Here is a 14,131-nt window from a genome sequence, read left to right as displayed (position 1 = left end):
AGACCCCGGCCCGCACGGCCACCGGCCGCCGTCCCGTTCGTGCCCGGGCTACTGGTCCGAGGAGAAGCGGACCGAGCCCGCGGGGAGGCGGGTGTCGCACCAGACGCGGACGCCGTCGCGGAGCTCGTTGTCGGCGCCCACGTGCGCGCCGTCGCCGATGACCGTGCCCGTCAGGACCGTGCGGGCGCCGACGCGGGCGCCCGCTCCGATCAGGGAGTCGGTGATCACCGCGCCCGGCTCGACCACCGCTCCCTCCAGGAGCACGGAGCCCGTGACGCGGGCGCCCTCGCCGACCACCGCGTCCGCGCCGACCACCGTGCCGCCCGTGAGCTTGGCGTCCGGGGCGACACGGGCCGACGGCAGGACCAGGCGGTCGCCGCAGCGGCCAGGGACCGCCGGGGACGGGGCGCGGCCCAGGACCAGGTCGGCCGAGCCGCGGACGAAGGCTTGCGGGGTGCCCAGGTCGAGCCAGTACGTGGAGTCGACCATGCCCTGGAGGTGCGCCCCCGAGGCCAGCAGGTCGGGGAACGTCTCGCGCTCGACGGAGACGGGCCGGCCGGCCGGGATCGTGTCGATGACCGAGCGGCGGAAGACGTACGCCCCCGCGTTGATCTGGTCGGTGACGATCTCCTCCGGCGTCTGGGGCTTCTCCAGGAAGGCGGTGACGCGGCCGCTGCCGTCCGTCGGGACCAGACCGAACGCCCTCGGGTCCTCGACCCGGGTCAGATGCAGCGAGACGTCGGCGCCCGACGAGGCGTGGGTGGCGACCAGCGCCTGGATGTCCAGACCCGTCAGGATGTCGCCGTTGAAGACGAGGACCGGGTCGTCCGGGCCGGAGCGCAGGCGCGAGGCGACGTTGCGGATCGCGCCGCCCGTGCCGAGCGGCTCGTCCTCGGTGACGTATTCCAGGCTCAGCCCCAGCGACGAACCGTCGCCGAAGTAGGGCTCGAAGACCTCCGCCAGGTAGGACGTGGCGAGCACGATGTGCTCGACTCCCGCCGCCCGGGCACGGGCCAGCTGGTGCGTCAGGAACGGGACACCCGCCGCCGGAACCATGGGTTTCGGGGTGTTCACCGTCAGGGGTCGCAGCCGTGTGCCCTTGCCACCGACCAGGAGGATCGCTTCTGTCACCTGTCGTCTCTGCTTCCTGTCCGGGTCCGGTCACATCGTTCGTCCGTGCGATATGACCGGTCAGTTTATGCGGACGGTCAGGCCGCTCCTCGTCACCGTCGCCCCTGGTACTTCGCCGACGCCGTTCGGGCGCTGCCGAGCTTGCCGTACAGGCGTCCGCCGGGACAGTCCGTCACAAAGCCGTCACGGTGGCCCGCGATGGTGTTGAACTTGACCTTCTTGCCCTTCTTGTAGCGGTTCCCGCCGCCGGACGTCAGTGTCGCCTTGCCCGTCGGATTCCCCCCGTGCAGCCCCAGCTTCCACGCCGTCAGACGCGCCACACCGGTCAGGGCGGCGGCCGGCGGGTTGGTGGAACTGTAGGTGCCGATGACCGCGATCCCCGTGCTGTTGGTGTTGAAGCCGAGGGTGTGGGCGCCCAGGACCGGCTTGGACACGCCCCCGGCGCGGCCTTCGTAGATGTTTCCGCACTTGTCGACGGCGAAGTTGTAGCCGAAGTCACGCCAGCCACTGCTCTTGACGTGGAAGCGGTAGATGCCGCGCAGGACGGAGGGTGCCTGGCGGCAGGTGTAGTTGTTGCCGGTGGCGGAGTGGTGGACGAAGGCGGCCTTGACCGACTTGGTGTAGACGAAGCCCTTCTCCCGCATCTTCTCGTCCGCGCCCCAGCCCTTGCGGGTCACGATCTTCGGGCGTGGCCCGATGTACGGCTTCGCGGCGGCGGACGTCGAAAGCCCGGCCGCCGCCGCCGTCGCCGCGCGGGACAGCGCCGGAAGCACGGCCGCCCCCGCCGCCGGGACTCCGGCCACGGAGGCGGCGGGTGACACCGCGGAGGAGGTCGACCGCTCGGCGGCCTCCGGCGACGCGCCCGGCGCGGCCTGCCCCGGCTCCGGTCCCGGATCGATCAGTTCGAGTCGCAGCCCGGCGGGCAGCGCTGCCGCTCCCCCGCCGTCCGGCCGTACGCGGATCTCGACGCCGTCGGAGTCGCCGACCCACAGCGGTGCGGTGGCACCGCGGAGCCTTCCCGAGCCGCCCTCCCGGGTCCCGGGGTCGGCCCCGTGCTCGCCGGTGTGGGTCTCCACGTCCTGCCACCCCGACCAGGCCGAGCCGCCGGTGGCCCGGGTGCGGACCTGGACGGTGCCGTGCAGCGGGGCCCTGACGTCGTCCCACACCACGCCGAGCAGGGAGAACGGCCTGACGTCCCGTCGGGTGAGACCGCGCTCGGCGGGATCGCCTCCGACGGTCCGTTCACCGCCCCCGAGCGGCACGAGGCGCAGGGACTGGGTGGATCCGGCGACGTCCCCCTCGCCCGAGGGGGCGGCGGCAGGGCCGACGGGCGGGCCGCCGGGATGGGACGCCGCGGGCGTCGCAAGGGTCAGCGGCAGCGCCAGGGCTGCCGCGCACGTGACGGCGATCGAGGAAACGAGGTAGGCACGCATGGAGAGATCGTCCGTATCCCGGGGCCGTTCCGCTCGGCGGGAGGAGGCCCGGAAACTGACGGGCCGTCGGTCCGACCGGTGGACGGCGTCACCGGTACGGGGGGTCCGCACGCCCCTTCGCGCGTACCCTTGCCCGCGTGAACGCCAGCGACCGCACCCCCGCCGACCTGCTGCGATCCGCGCTCGCCGCGGACCCGGCCCGCCCCTTGGTCACCTTCTACGACGACGCCACCGGTGAGCGCGTGGAATTGTCCGTCGCCACCTTCGCCAATTGGGTGGCCAAGACGGCCAACCTGCTCCAGGGCGAGCTGTCCGCCTCCCCCGGCGACCGGCTCGCTCTGCTCCTGCCCGCCCACTGGCAGACCGCGGCCTGGCTGCTCGCCTGCTCGTCGGTCGGCGTGACCGCCGAGCTCGGCGGCGACCCGGCCGGCGCCGACTACGTCGTCGCGGGCCCCGAGACCCTGGAGGCGGGTCTCGCCTGCTCCGGGGACCGGATCGCGCTCTCCCTGGCCCCGCTGGGCCGCCGCTTCCCGGCGCCGCCCGCGGGATACGCCGACTACGCGGTCGAGGTGCCGAGCCAGGGTGACCGGTTCGCCCCGTTCGTACCCGTCGACGCGGACGCCCCCGCCCTCCTGGTCGACGGTACGGAACTGACGGGGGCCCAGCTCGTCGAGCGGGCCCGCGCGGACGCCGGGACGCTGGGCCTCACCTCCGGGGCCCGGCTGCTGTCCGGACGTCCGTACGACACCTGGGAAGGGGTCTCCGCCGGCCTGTACGCCCCCCTGGCGGCCGACGCCTCGGTCGTCCTGTGCCGGAACCTGGACCGGCTCGCGCCCGAGGCGCTGGACAAGCGCGTGGAGAGCGAGCGCGTCACCGCGACCGCCGTGTGACGACCGGCCGGAGATCCACTCGTACGGCGCAACGACCCGCCGAGTCCCCGGGTCTGCGCGTCAACTCCGGTACATGATCGGCGGGTACGCATCCCTTCCCGCACAACCAAGCGTCAGGTTCAGCCGTCTACCTCTGCGACCGGCGGGCCCGGGCGCGCCGCCGACGCCATGAAGGACGGACTCAGACGTGACGGACAGTGCTGGCACGCCCGCCGAACCGGACCACCCGGCCGAGGACGAGACGTCCAGCACCTCCGACGCGCCCGGCACCGCCGGACAGGCGGGCAAGGCGCGCAAGGCACGCAAGGCGGCCCGCAGGACGAACAAGCCGGCCAAGCCGGGCCAGGCGGGTGCGTCGAGCCCGGCAGGCGCGGCGACCACGGCCGACGCCGCCGGCACGGCGGGTACGGCGAGTACGGCGGGCCGGCCCGGAACGACCGGAGTGTCCGACAAGGCGGGGACGGCACGCACGCCGGGCAAGGCGGGTGCACGGAGCGAGGAGCGCCCGCCGGGCAGCGCGGGTGCGCCGGGGACCGCAGGTACGGCGAGCGAGGCGGGTGCGCCGGGCAAGGAGCGCACGCCTCGCCAAGCGGGTACCGCAGGTACGCCGGGCAAGCCCGGCACCGCCGCCCGGTCCGGCACGGCAGGACCGGCACGACGGGCCGCCACCCCGGACACCCCCGACGGTGTGTCAGCCGGCACCGCCAGCGGGACCGGCACCCTGGGGCGCCTCGGCACCTCCGGAGGCGGGCCGGGGGACGGCGGCCCGGCCGGCGGCGGCCCCGGGGACGGCGAGACGCCCGACGGCGACGCCCCCGGCAGGCGGCACTGGCTGCGCTGGACGGCGCTCGGGGTCTCGGTGGTCGTGCTGGGCGCGGCCGCCGCGGGCTGGTGGTTCTACCGCAAGCTCGACGGCAACATCACCACGGACACCACCGCCGCCGCCGAACTGCTCAAGTACGAGAAGGAGCGGCCCGCGCCCGTGGTGTCGGCCGCGCGGAACATCCTGATGATCGGCTCGGACACCCGGGCGGGCGCCGGCAACGCCAAGTACGGCAAGGACAAGGGCACCCAGCGCTCGGACACCACGATCCTGCTGCACATCTCGGCCGGCAGGTCGAGCGCCACGGCCGTCTCCATCCCGCGCGATCTGATGGTGGACATCCCCGCCTGCCGGGAAACGGACGGAAAGCGCAGTCGTGAGCAGTTCGCCCAGTTCAACTCGGCGTTCGAGATCGGCGGGACGGCGTGCACGATCCGTACCGTCGAGCGGCTGACGAAGATCCGGGTCGACCACCACATGGTGATCGACTTCGGGGGCTTCAAGAAGATGGTCGACGCCGTCGACGGGGTGGAGGTCTGCCTCAGGGAGCCCATCGACGACGACGACGCCCATCTGAAGCTGGCGGCCGGGCGACAGACGCTCCGCGGCGAGCAGGCGCTGGGGTTCGTACGGGCCCGCAAGACGCTCGGCAACGGCAGTGACACCGACCGCATGGACCGCCAGCAGCAGTTCCTGGGCGCGCTGGTCAACAAGGTCCAGAGCAACGGCGTCCTGCTCAACCCGACCCGGCTCTACCCGGTCCTGGACGCGGCGACCAAGTCGATCACGACCGACCCCGGGCTCGACTCGCTGCGGGACCTGTACAACCTGGCGCGTTCCATGCGGAGCATCCCGACGGAGAAGGTGCAGTTCCTCACGGTGCCGCGCCGCCCGTACACATACGACCCGAACCGGGACGAACTCGTACAACCCAAGGCGAGCCAGCTGTTCACACGGCTGCGCGAGGACAAGCCGGTCACGGTGGCGCGTGACGGCGCGACGGACGGGCAGGACGACGCGGGAGCACCGAGCGTGGCGCCGACGCCGACGTTCACCGGGCACAACGCGGCGGAGAGGGCCTGCCCTCCGGTCGGCGGGTAAAGCGAAGCTCAAGGGGAGGGCTGTGGTGCATGAGGTTTGAGCAAATTGCCCGGTTGTAAGGGGCGTGGAATTTGTCACGGACGTCGCCCCACGCTGAACTGGGCGGATAGTGTGACGCGATCCGGTGCACCCGACCACGTGGTCGCGCACTCATACGGATCGAACGACCGAGCGCCACGGGGGAGGCGCCTCGCGTGGCACCGACGGAGGATTCAAGTAACCGTGGACGCGCACAGCCGTGGACGGGCGGATGAGATCGACCCCGCCGACCAGTGGGTCCTCAACCCGCAGACCGGCAACTACGAACTGCGACTGAACCACTCCGGTGGGCAGTCGTCGCTTCCGTCCCACCCCCGCGGTGCCACCACCCCCGGCCCGAGATCCGGCGGGCGTTCCCGCACCGCCGAGCCCGGCCGAGGCGCCGACCACGGCCGGGGCGCGGACCGCGGCCACGGCGCCGACCACGGCCGAGGCGCCGAGCGTTCCCGCACCGCCACCGAGGCGCCCGTACCCGGGCAGCGCCGCCGCCGTGTCACCGAGGGCACCACGGGCGGGCAGCCGTCGGCGGGCCGGCGCAAGCGCAAGCCGCAGAAGTCCCGCAAGAAGAAGGTCCTGCTGTGGACCGGCGGAACGATGGCGGTCGTCCTCGTGGCCGGCGCGGCGAGCGCGTACGCGCTGTACAGCCACTTCGACGGCAACATCGACACGGTCGACGTGGCCGGAGCAGGCAGTGGCGGGTTCAAGAAGGACCAGGCCGTCAACATCCTGCTGATCGGTACGGACAAGCGGACCGGTGACGGCAACGAGGGCTACGGCGACAAGAGCAGCCCCGGGCACGCCGACACCACGATCCTCTTCCACGTCTCGAAAGACCGGACGAACGCCACGGCGATGTCCATCCCGCGTGACCTGATCACGGAGATCCCCGACTGCGAGACCAAGCAGCCGGACGGATCGACCGCCACCATCCCCGGCAAGGCGGCGGACCGCTTCAACAACAGCCTCGGCCAGGACGGCCGCGACCCGGGCTGCACCATGCGTACCGTCCAGAAGCTCACGGGGCTGACGGTCGACCACTTCATGATGGCCGACTTCAACGCGGTCAAGGAGATGACGACGGCCGTCGGCGGCGTGAAGGTGTGCCTGGCCAAGCCGGTCGACGACCCCAAGTCCCATCTGAAGCTGCCGGCCGGCGAGTCGACCATCATGGGCGAGCAGGCCCTGGCCTTCGTCCGCACCCGCTCCAGCTTCGGGAACAAGAGCGACCTCGACCGCATCCAGGTGCAGCAGCAGTTCCTCAGCTCGATGATCCGGCAGATGAAGTCGGACGACACCCTGACCAGCCCGACCAAGCTGTACGGACTCGCCGAGGCCGCGACCAACGCGCTGACCGTCGACACGGGCATAGGAAGTATCAAGAAGCTCAAGTCGCTCGCCGAGGAACTCGCCAAGATCGACACGAAGAACATCACCTTCGCGACGCTTCCCGTCGTCGACAACCCGGACGAGCCGACGCCGATCACGGTCGTGCCGCATCCGACCCAGGCGCCGCAGCTGTTCGCCATGATGCAGTCCGACACCTCCCTGACCGAGGTGAAGAAGCAGCAGCAGGACGCCAAGAACGCCCAGGCGGCGCTGCTCAAGGGCGCCCGCGCCACCGCTTCCCGGGTTCGCGTCGACGTCTACAACGGCAGCGGCATCACGGGCGCGGCGCAGAAGACGATCGACTGGCTGCAGAACGACCAGGGCGTGCTCCGGTCCTCCAACAAGAGCAACGCCCCCGAGAAGGCGGCGAAGACCACGCTCACGTACGCACCGAACCAGGCCGATCAGGCCCGCAAGCTCGCGGACATGATGGGGCTGCCCGCCTCGGCGCTCAAGCCGGGCACGCAGAACGCCGGGGAGCGCGAGCCCATGACGCTCGTCCTCGGCGCGGACTTCAAGGGCGCGGGGGTGCCCATCACCGGACCGGCAAAGGCGCCGGACGGTGTGCAGAAGGTAGTAGCCGACAAGCAGGTGTGCGCCAAGTGACCCGGAAACACCGGGTCGCGGGCGACGCCTGAGCAACGAGGGGACCCTGGGGTGGGACAGAGCAGCGTGCGCAGGGAGGGGACGCGCGGACGCGTTCCGCACGCCCGCGAGTTGGGCTGGGACGAGAGTCTGTACGACGAGGAGGGCGGGGGTGCCGGCGGCACCCGGACCACCCGCCGGGGCGCCGGGGGCGGCACGGGCCCCGACGACGAGGGAGACAGCCTGCCGGACGGCGGCGGGCGGCGGAGCGACGGGCGCGGTGCCGGCGGCGGCACGGGCCACCGGCGCCAAGGGCCGCGCAGACGTGCCAAGAAGTCCGGAAAACGCCGGATATTCCGCTGGGTCGCCGCCACGCTCTCGCTGCTGATACTCGGCACGGCGGGCGCCGGATACCTCTACTACCAGCACCTCAACGACAACATTCGCAGCGGTGGCCGCGCCGGTGGCGACAGCGGGGTCAAGAAGACCCCGCCGAACGCGCTCGGCGACACCCCGCTCAACATCCTCCTCATCGGCTCGGACAGCCGCGCCGACGCCCGGAACGTGGCGCTCGGGGGCGGCAAGAACGAGCGGGACCGCAAGCCGCTCGCCGACGTGCAGATGCTGTTGCACATCTCGGCGGACCGCAAGAACGCCTCGGTCGTCTCCATACCGCGCGACACGATCGTGCCGATCCCGGAGTGCAAGGACGACAAGGGCACCCCCTATCCGGCCACCACCACCAAGCCCATCAACGAGACGCTGCAACGGGGTGGTCCGGGCTGCACGCTGACGACCTGGGAGAGCATCACCGGCGTCTACGTCGACCACTGGATGATGGTCGACTTCGCGGGTGTGGTCGCGATGGCCGACGAGGTCGGCGGCGTCCCCGTCTGCGTGAAGACCGGCGTGCACGACCGGTCGACCCGGCTGGTCAAGGGCGGCTCCGGTCTGAAGCTGCCGAAGGGCACCACCGAGGTCAAGGGCGAGCAGGCGCTCCAGTGGCTGCGGACCCGGCACGCCTTCGGCAGCGACCAGAACCGCGCCAAGGCGCAGCACATGTACATGAACGGCATGGTCGAGAAGCTCCAGAAGCAGAACGCCTGGAGCGACACGGGCCGGCTGATGGGTCTCGCCGAGACCGCGACCAAGGCGCTTCAGGTGTCGGACGAGATCGGTACGGTCGCGAAGCTCTTCGAGCTGTCGATGCAGTTGAAGAACGTGAAGCTGGACCGTCTGACGATGGCGACCGTTCCCACGGCGGCCTGGGCTCAGGACCAGAACAAGCTCGTCATGGTCGAGAAGTCCGCCGACAAGATCTGGTCGATGCTCCGCGACGACGTCGCGTTCGACAAGAACGGCGATCCGGCGGGCGCCAAGCCGACCGTCTCGGCCTCCGCCAAGCCGAAGGGCCCGGCCGCGGGAGCGCCGGGGACTCTCGACATCACGGTGGTCAACGGTACGGACGGCGGCGGCGAGGCGTCCGTGGACGGCCGGGCCGGCGCCATGGCCGAGGCCCTCGTGGGCAAGGGCTTCACCCGGGCCGAGTCCTCGCGGAGCGCCGAGCCCCGCAAGGACACCGTGGTGAAGTACCCGAAGGCGGACGGCGACCAGGGCAAGGCGGACGCCCTGTCCGTGGCCAAGGCGCTCGGCCTGCCCGACTCGGCGGTCCGCGCGGACGGCGCGGCGGAGAGCATCGCCCTCGTGATCGGCGCCGACTGGCGCGAGGGCACGACGTACAAGAAGCCCAAGGACGTGGCCGGTGACCTCCCGGAGGGCGCGGCCGACAAGACGGACTGCATGGACGTCTACAGCGTCTACCGCTGGGACGGGAAGAGCTGATCCGTCCGGGCAGGTACGGCGAGGGCCGGGTACCCCGTGGGGTGCCCGGCCCTCGCCGTCGTACGAGGCCCCGCTCCTGTCACGCCCCACGCCCCGCGCCGTCGCACGGAGCCGTACGGCGGAGGCGTACGCGTACGGGGTTCAGACCTTCTCGGCGGTCACCGCCGGGCGGCGGCTCGCGATGACCTTCCTCGCGAGCGCGCGGGGGCTGGTCAGAAAGCCGTACCCCCAGGACATGTGCATCGTCGCGAGCGCCACCGGGATCTGCAGCCGGGCCTTCAGCGGGAGGCCCTTGCCCGCGGGGACGGATCCCGCGGTGATCGCGGCGAGGTAGCCGGCCGGGACCACGAAGCCGAGCGGGGTGAGCGTCGCGCCCACCACCAGGCCGGCCGCAATCGCGCAGACAGCGGTGGGCGGCGCGAGATAGCGGAGGTTGATCGAACCCTGGTGGTAGCGGGCCACCACGTGACGCCAACGGCCGTAGTCCTTGTACTGCTTGGCCAGGGCGCGCACGCTCGGCCGCGGCCGGTACTGGACGCGCAGCTCGGGCGAGAACCAGATCAGGCCGCCCGCCTCGCGGATGCGGAAGTTCAGCTCCCAGTCCTGGGCGCGGATGAACTCGACGTTGTAGCCGCCCTGCTGCTCCAGGGCCTCACGGCGGAAGACGCCGAGGTAGACGGTCTCGGCCGGGCCGGCCTGGCCGCCGGTGTGGAAGGCGGCGTTGCCCACGCCGATCTTCGAGGTCATCGCCGCGGCGACCGCCTCCTCCCAGGCGTTCTCGCCCTCGGCGTGCATGATGCCGCCGACGTTCTGCGCGCCGGTCTCCTCCAGCAGCCGGACCGCCGTCGCGATGTAGTCGGGCGAGAGCATGCCGTGGCCGTCGACCCGCACCACGATCGGGTGACGCGACGCCTTGATCGCCGCGTTGAGCGCGGCGGGCGTGCGGCCCGTGGGGTTGGGGACGGTGTGGACCCGGGGATCCTCCCGAACGAGTTCGGCGGCGATCTCGTCGGTGCGGTCCGTGGAGGGCCCGAGCGCGATGACCACCTCCATCTCGCCGTCGTACTCCTGCTCCAGGATGTGACGGACCGAGTTGCGCAGGTGCCGCTCCTCGTTGAGGACCGGCATGATCACGGAGACGGGCGGCAGGGCGGAGGGCATCTCTTCCTCGGGGTCACGGGGGGGGAGGGCGTAGGCCCTGTCACGTTACCGCGAATGGGGGACACGGACGCGCGCCGCGGGGACCGGTGCCCGCTGGCGCTGATCGTATGGGCCTACGGTGCTCACGGTTCCCCTCGTCACACCGCGGAGGTGTCCCCCGGTGCCCACACCGTCCCGCCCGCCCCGTCCCCGCCCGGCTCCCGCCCGTACGGGACAGGAGCGGCGTGTCAGACGGGCGGCGCGGCCCCGGTGGGGCATGCGGATGGCGACGACGCTGTCGGTGCTGGTCCTGGGAGCGGGCGGGATCGGTCACGCGGTGGTCACCAGCCTGGACACCGGCATCGACCGGGTCGATCCGTTCAAGGACATGAAGAACCGTCCCCAGGCCGGGCACGGGATGAACGTGCTGGTCGTGGGGACGGACGGCAGGGAGAGGATCAGCGAGGAGGAGCGGAAGGCGTACCGGCTGGGAGGTGCGCCGTGCCGGTGCACGGACACGGTGATGATCGTGCACATCTCCCAGGACCGGGAGCGGGCGAGCGTGGTGAGCCTGCCGCGCGACTCGTACGCCGAGATGCCGGAGCACGTCGACATGACCTCCGGAGAGCGGCATCAGGCGCACCCGGTCAAGCTGAACGCCGCGTACGCCGAGGGCGGGCCCGGGCTCACCGTGCGGACCGTGGAGAACATGACGGGCGTCAAGATCGACCACTACGTGGAGGTCGACTTCACCAGCTTCATGCGGACGGTCGACGCGGTCGGCGGGGTGCGGATCTGCACCACCCGGCCGATGAAGGACGAGTACACCGGGCTCGACCTGGCGGCAGGGACGCACGAGCTGACCGGCGGCCAGGCGCTGCAGTACGTCCGCTCGCGGCACGTCGACGGCGCGGCGGACATCGGGCGGATGCAGCGCCAGCAGCGCTTCGTCGCGGCGCTGATCCACAAGGTGGCGGACAGCGGGGTGCTGCTCAACCCGGTGAGGTTCCGTACGGTCGCCTCGACCATGCTGACGTCGGTGCGGGCCGACCGGGACTTCGGTACGACCGAGATGCTGGGCCTCGCCAAGGCGATGCGGACCTTCTCGCCGGCGTCGTCGGAGTTCGTGTCGGTGCCGATCGGCGACATGAGCTTCCCGGTGAAGGGGATCGGCTCCACGGTGAAGTGGGACGCGGCCAAGGCTCAGAAGCTCTTCCAGTCCCTGCGCGAGGACCGGCCGCTGGCACCGCACCGGACGGCGGCCAAGGGCCCCCGGACGGTGGTGGTGGACGTGGCGCCGAGGACGGTCCGGGTGCAGGTCTACAACGGGACGCGCACCGACGGTCTGGGCCGGAAGGTCGACGACGCGCTGCGCGGGACGGGCTTCGACACCACCGGCGTGCCGCGCACCGGTCAGGGGCCGGAGCGCCGGGGCACGCTGGTGGAGTACGACCCGGGCTGGGACCGCTCGGCGAAGTCGCTGGCGGCGGCGCTGCCGGGGGCGGAGCTGCGGCCGGTGAAGGGGCAGGGCGGGACGATGAAGGTGACGGTGGGCGCCGACTACCGGGGAGTGACGGCGGTCCGCGCGGAGTCGCCCTCGGGCACCTTCGAGGCGGTCACCGGGGACCAGGTGGTCTGCCCGTAAGGGCTCCGTACGGGGTCATCGTGGGGCCCGGGACGGCCCGGGGCCCGCGACGGTGCCCCGCGGGCCGTCAGTCCTCGTAGCCCTCCGCCGCGCGGCGCTCCCGCAGCTCCTTGATGGCGCGGCGGCGGGCCAGGCGGTGGGTGCGGCGGATCTGGGCCTCCTGGTAGCGGCGCTTGTCCTTCTCGGTCTCGGGGTGCACGGGCGGGACGACCCGCGGCTTCCCGTCGGCGTCGACCGCCGCGAAGACCAGGTAGGCCGATCCGACCTGCTGCGCGGGCGTGGACTCGTTCCAGCGCTCGGCCATGACGCGGACGCCGACCTCCATGGAGGACCGGCCCGTCCAGTTGACCTGGGCCTTCACATGGAGCAGGTCCCCCACGCGCACCGGCTCCAGGAAGACCATCTCGTCCATGGAGGCGGTGACGGCCGGGCCGCCCGAGTGCCGGCCGGCGACGGCACCCGCCGCGTCGTCCACCAGCTTCATGATCACGCCGCCGTGCACCGTCCCGAGGAGGTTGGTGTCGTGGCTGGTCATGATGTGGCTGAGCGTGGTGCGGGACGCTGAGGTGGGCTTGCCCGGGATATCGCCCTGATCTGTCATGCCCTCCACCTTATGCCGGTCCCCGTGGCGTCTTCGCGCCGTCCGTTTTGCATCAGCTTGGCAACAGCGCCGACCCGATATTCCACCCGCCCTGTCGGCCCGGGCCGACAGGGCGGCACACTGTCCGCATGAATGACTGGCCCGATGGGCGCACCGACGACCGCGGATACGGCCGTGGCAGCGCGAGCGCGCAGCCCGAGGGGGCGCGTGCGATGCGCCATGTGCAGCGGCCGCAGGTCCCCCAGCAGCCGCCGCAGTACGACCCGCAGCACGGACAGGGCTACGGGCAGCAGCCGGGCTACGACTCCGGGTACAACACCGGCCAGGTCTACGGCAGCCCGCAGGGCGGCGGCCGGGGCACCATCCCGCCGCAGTACGACCCGAGGACGCCGGGCCCCGCGCCGGACTGGCGCCGCCGGATCAAGGTCGGCTCCGTCGTGCTGCTGGTGGCGGTCCTCGCCTGGAGCGTCGGGACGTACGCCTGGGCCAGCTCGCGGATGCGCAACGAGGTCGATCTCTCCAAGGTCATCGAGCGGCCGGCCGAGGGCGACTGCACGACCTACCTGATCGTCGGCTCGGACAGTCGTGAGGGCATGTCGGCCGAGGAGAAGAAGAAGCTCCACACCGGCTCCGCCGAGGGCAAGCGGACCGACTCGATGATGATCCTCGCCGCGTGCGGCAGCGGGAACACGATGGTCTCCCTGCCCCGCGACTCCTGGGTCACCATCCCCTCCTTCGTCGGTTCCGAGTCCGGCAAGAAGTTCGCCGCGCGGGGCGGCTCCAAGCTCAACGCCGCGTACGCGATGGACGGGCCGGAGCTGCTGGTCCGCACGGTCGAGTACAACACCGGACTGCGCATCGACCACTACGCGGAGATCGGCTTCGCCGGATTCGCCAACATCGTGGACGCGCTCGGCGGTGTCGAGATGAACATCGAGAAGGGCTTCAAGGACAAGAAGTCCGGCGCCGACTTCCAGGCCGGTCAGCAGACCCTCGACGGCGAGCAGGCGCTGGCCTTCGTCCGTACCCGCTACGCCTTCGCCGAGTCGGACCTGGCCCGGACGAAGAACCAGCAGAAGTTCCTGTCCGCCCTGGCCAACCAGGCGGCGACGCCGGGCACGATCCTCAACCCGTTCGCGCTCTACCCGACGCTGGGCGCCGGTCTGGACACGCTGATCGTGGACAAGGACATGTCGCTGTACGACCTCGGCAAGATGTTCTTCGCCATGAAGGGGATCAGCGGCGGCGACGGGAAGTCGATGAACATCCCGATCTCGGGCAGCGCGCCCCAGGGCTCCCTGAAGTGGGACATGCCGAAGGTGAAGCAGCTGGTGGAGCAGATCCAGAACGACGAGAAGGTCACGGTGACGTCGGACCGCTGAGCCGTCCCGGCCTGACACGAGAGGCCCCCCGCCGTGAGGTGGGGGGCCTCTCGTCCGTCCGCGTGAGCGGGCCGGGTGTTACGGGAGGTTGCGGGCCATGACGATGCGCTGGACCTGGTTGGTGCCTTCGTAG

The 14,131-nt window shown here is 71.7% G+C and carries 10 protein-coding genes; 6 read left to right on the top strand and 4 right to left on the bottom strand.

Features of this window, described 5'->3' with window-relative positions; all coding sequences use genetic code 11:
- Window positions 1-48: 48 nt before the first annotated feature.
- A complete protein-coding gene (locus AB0K65_RS29685; protein WP_365721906.1) occupies window positions 49-1,131 on the bottom strand; it encodes an NDP-sugar synthase in 1,083 nt (360 codons plus the stop codon).
- A gap of 92 nt (window positions 1,132-1,223) precedes the next feature.
- Complete coding sequence (locus tag AB0K65_RS29680) at window positions 1,224-2,564, bottom strand: peptidoglycan recognition protein (protein WP_365721904.1); 1,341 nt, start codon at window positions 2,562-2,564, stop codon at window positions 1,224-1,226.
- 137 nt (window positions 2,565-2,701) lie between these two features.
- Between AB0K65_RS29680 and AB0K65_RS29675 the strand changes: the two genes are divergently transcribed.
- The 4 genes from AB0K65_RS29675 to AB0K65_RS29660 all read left to right on the top strand — a co-directional run bounded on the left by AB0K65_RS29675 (window position 2,702) and on the right by AB0K65_RS29660 (window position 9,230).
- Window positions 2,702-3,454, top strand: a complete 753-nt coding sequence (locus AB0K65_RS29675; protein WP_365721902.1) for a TIGR03089 family protein — start codon at window positions 2,702-2,704, stop codon at window positions 3,452-3,454.
- 688 nt (window positions 3,455-4,142) lie between these two features.
- Window positions 4,143-5,378 carry an LCP family protein gene (locus tag AB0K65_RS29670; protein WP_365721937.1) on the top strand — a complete coding sequence of 412 codons (1,236 nt, stop codon included), beginning with the start codon at window positions 4,143-4,145 and terminating at the stop codon, window positions 5,376-5,378.
- A gap of 222 nt (window positions 5,379-5,600) precedes the next feature.
- Window positions 5,601-7,409: an LCP family protein gene (locus AB0K65_RS29665; RefSeq protein WP_365721900.1), complete on the top strand. Its 1,809-nt coding sequence runs from the start codon at window positions 5,601-5,603 to the stop codon at window positions 7,407-7,409.
- 51 nt (window positions 7,410-7,460) lie between these two features.
- Entirely contained in the window at window positions 7,461-9,230 is a 1,770-nt protein-coding gene (locus AB0K65_RS29660; RefSeq protein WP_365721898.1) for an LCP family protein, read from the top strand.
- A gap of 141 nt (window positions 9,231-9,371) precedes the next feature.
- Here the strand turns inward: AB0K65_RS29660 and AB0K65_RS29655 are convergent, their stop codons facing one another.
- On the bottom strand, window positions 9,372-10,391 hold the full coding sequence (locus AB0K65_RS29655; RefSeq protein ID WP_365721896.1) for a glycosyltransferase family 2 protein: 1,020 nt from the start codon (window positions 10,389-10,391) through the stop codon (window positions 9,372-9,374).
- 256 nt (window positions 10,392-10,647) lie between these two features.
- Here AB0K65_RS29655 and AB0K65_RS29650 point away from each other — a divergent pair, with 256 nt between their 5' ends.
- Window positions 10,648-12,015 carry an LCP family protein gene (locus AB0K65_RS29650; RefSeq protein ID WP_365721894.1) on the top strand — a complete coding sequence of 456 codons (1,368 nt, stop codon included), beginning with the start codon at window positions 10,648-10,650 and terminating at the stop codon, window positions 12,013-12,015.
- 67 nt (window positions 12,016-12,082) lie between these two features.
- Here the strand turns inward: AB0K65_RS29650 and AB0K65_RS29645 are convergent, their stop codons facing one another.
- Window positions 12,083-12,616, bottom strand: a complete 534-nt coding sequence (locus AB0K65_RS29645; protein ID WP_365721892.1) for an acyl-CoA thioesterase — start codon at window positions 12,614-12,616, stop codon at window positions 12,083-12,085.
- Window positions 12,617-12,744: 128 nt separating this feature from the next.
- On the opposite strand from AB0K65_RS29645, the gene AB0K65_RS29640 reads away from it, so the two are divergent.
- A complete protein-coding gene (locus tag AB0K65_RS29640) occupies window positions 12,745-13,998 on the top strand; it encodes an LCP family protein (RefSeq protein WP_365721890.1) in 1,254 nt (417 codons plus the stop codon).
- The last annotated feature ends 133 nt before the right edge of the window (window positions 13,999-14,131 follow it).

The sequence above is a fragment of the Streptomyces sp. NPDC053755 genome, assembly GCF_040677675.1.
Classification (GTDB): Bacteria; Actinomycetota; Actinomycetes; order Streptomycetales; family Streptomycetaceae; genus Streptomyces.
Note: the sequence above shows the minus strand (reverse complement) of the source record. Positions and strands in the feature narration are given on the sequence as shown.

Bases quoted from the DNA above. Each gene is read 5' to 3' on its own strand.
- AB0K65_RS29645 (WP_365721892.1), bottom strand. From the start codon at position 12,616: ATGACAGATCAGGGCGATATCCCGGGCAAGCCCACCTCAGCGTCCCGC.
- AB0K65_RS29640 (WP_365721890.1), top strand. From the start codon at position 12,745: ATGAATGACTGGCCCGATGGGCGCACCGACGACCGCGGATACGGCCGT.
- AB0K65_RS29650 (WP_365721894.1), top strand. From the start codon at position 10,648: ATGCGGATGGCGACGACGCTGTCGGTGCTGGTCCTGGGAGCGGGCGGG.
- AB0K65_RS29655 (WP_365721896.1), bottom strand. From the start codon at position 10,391: ATGCCCTCCGCCCTGCCGCCCGTCTCCGTGATCATGCCGGTCCTCAAC.
- AB0K65_RS29680 (WP_365721904.1), bottom strand. From the start codon at position 2,564: ATGCGTGCCTACCTCGTTTCCTCGATCGCCGTCACGTGCGCGGCAGCC.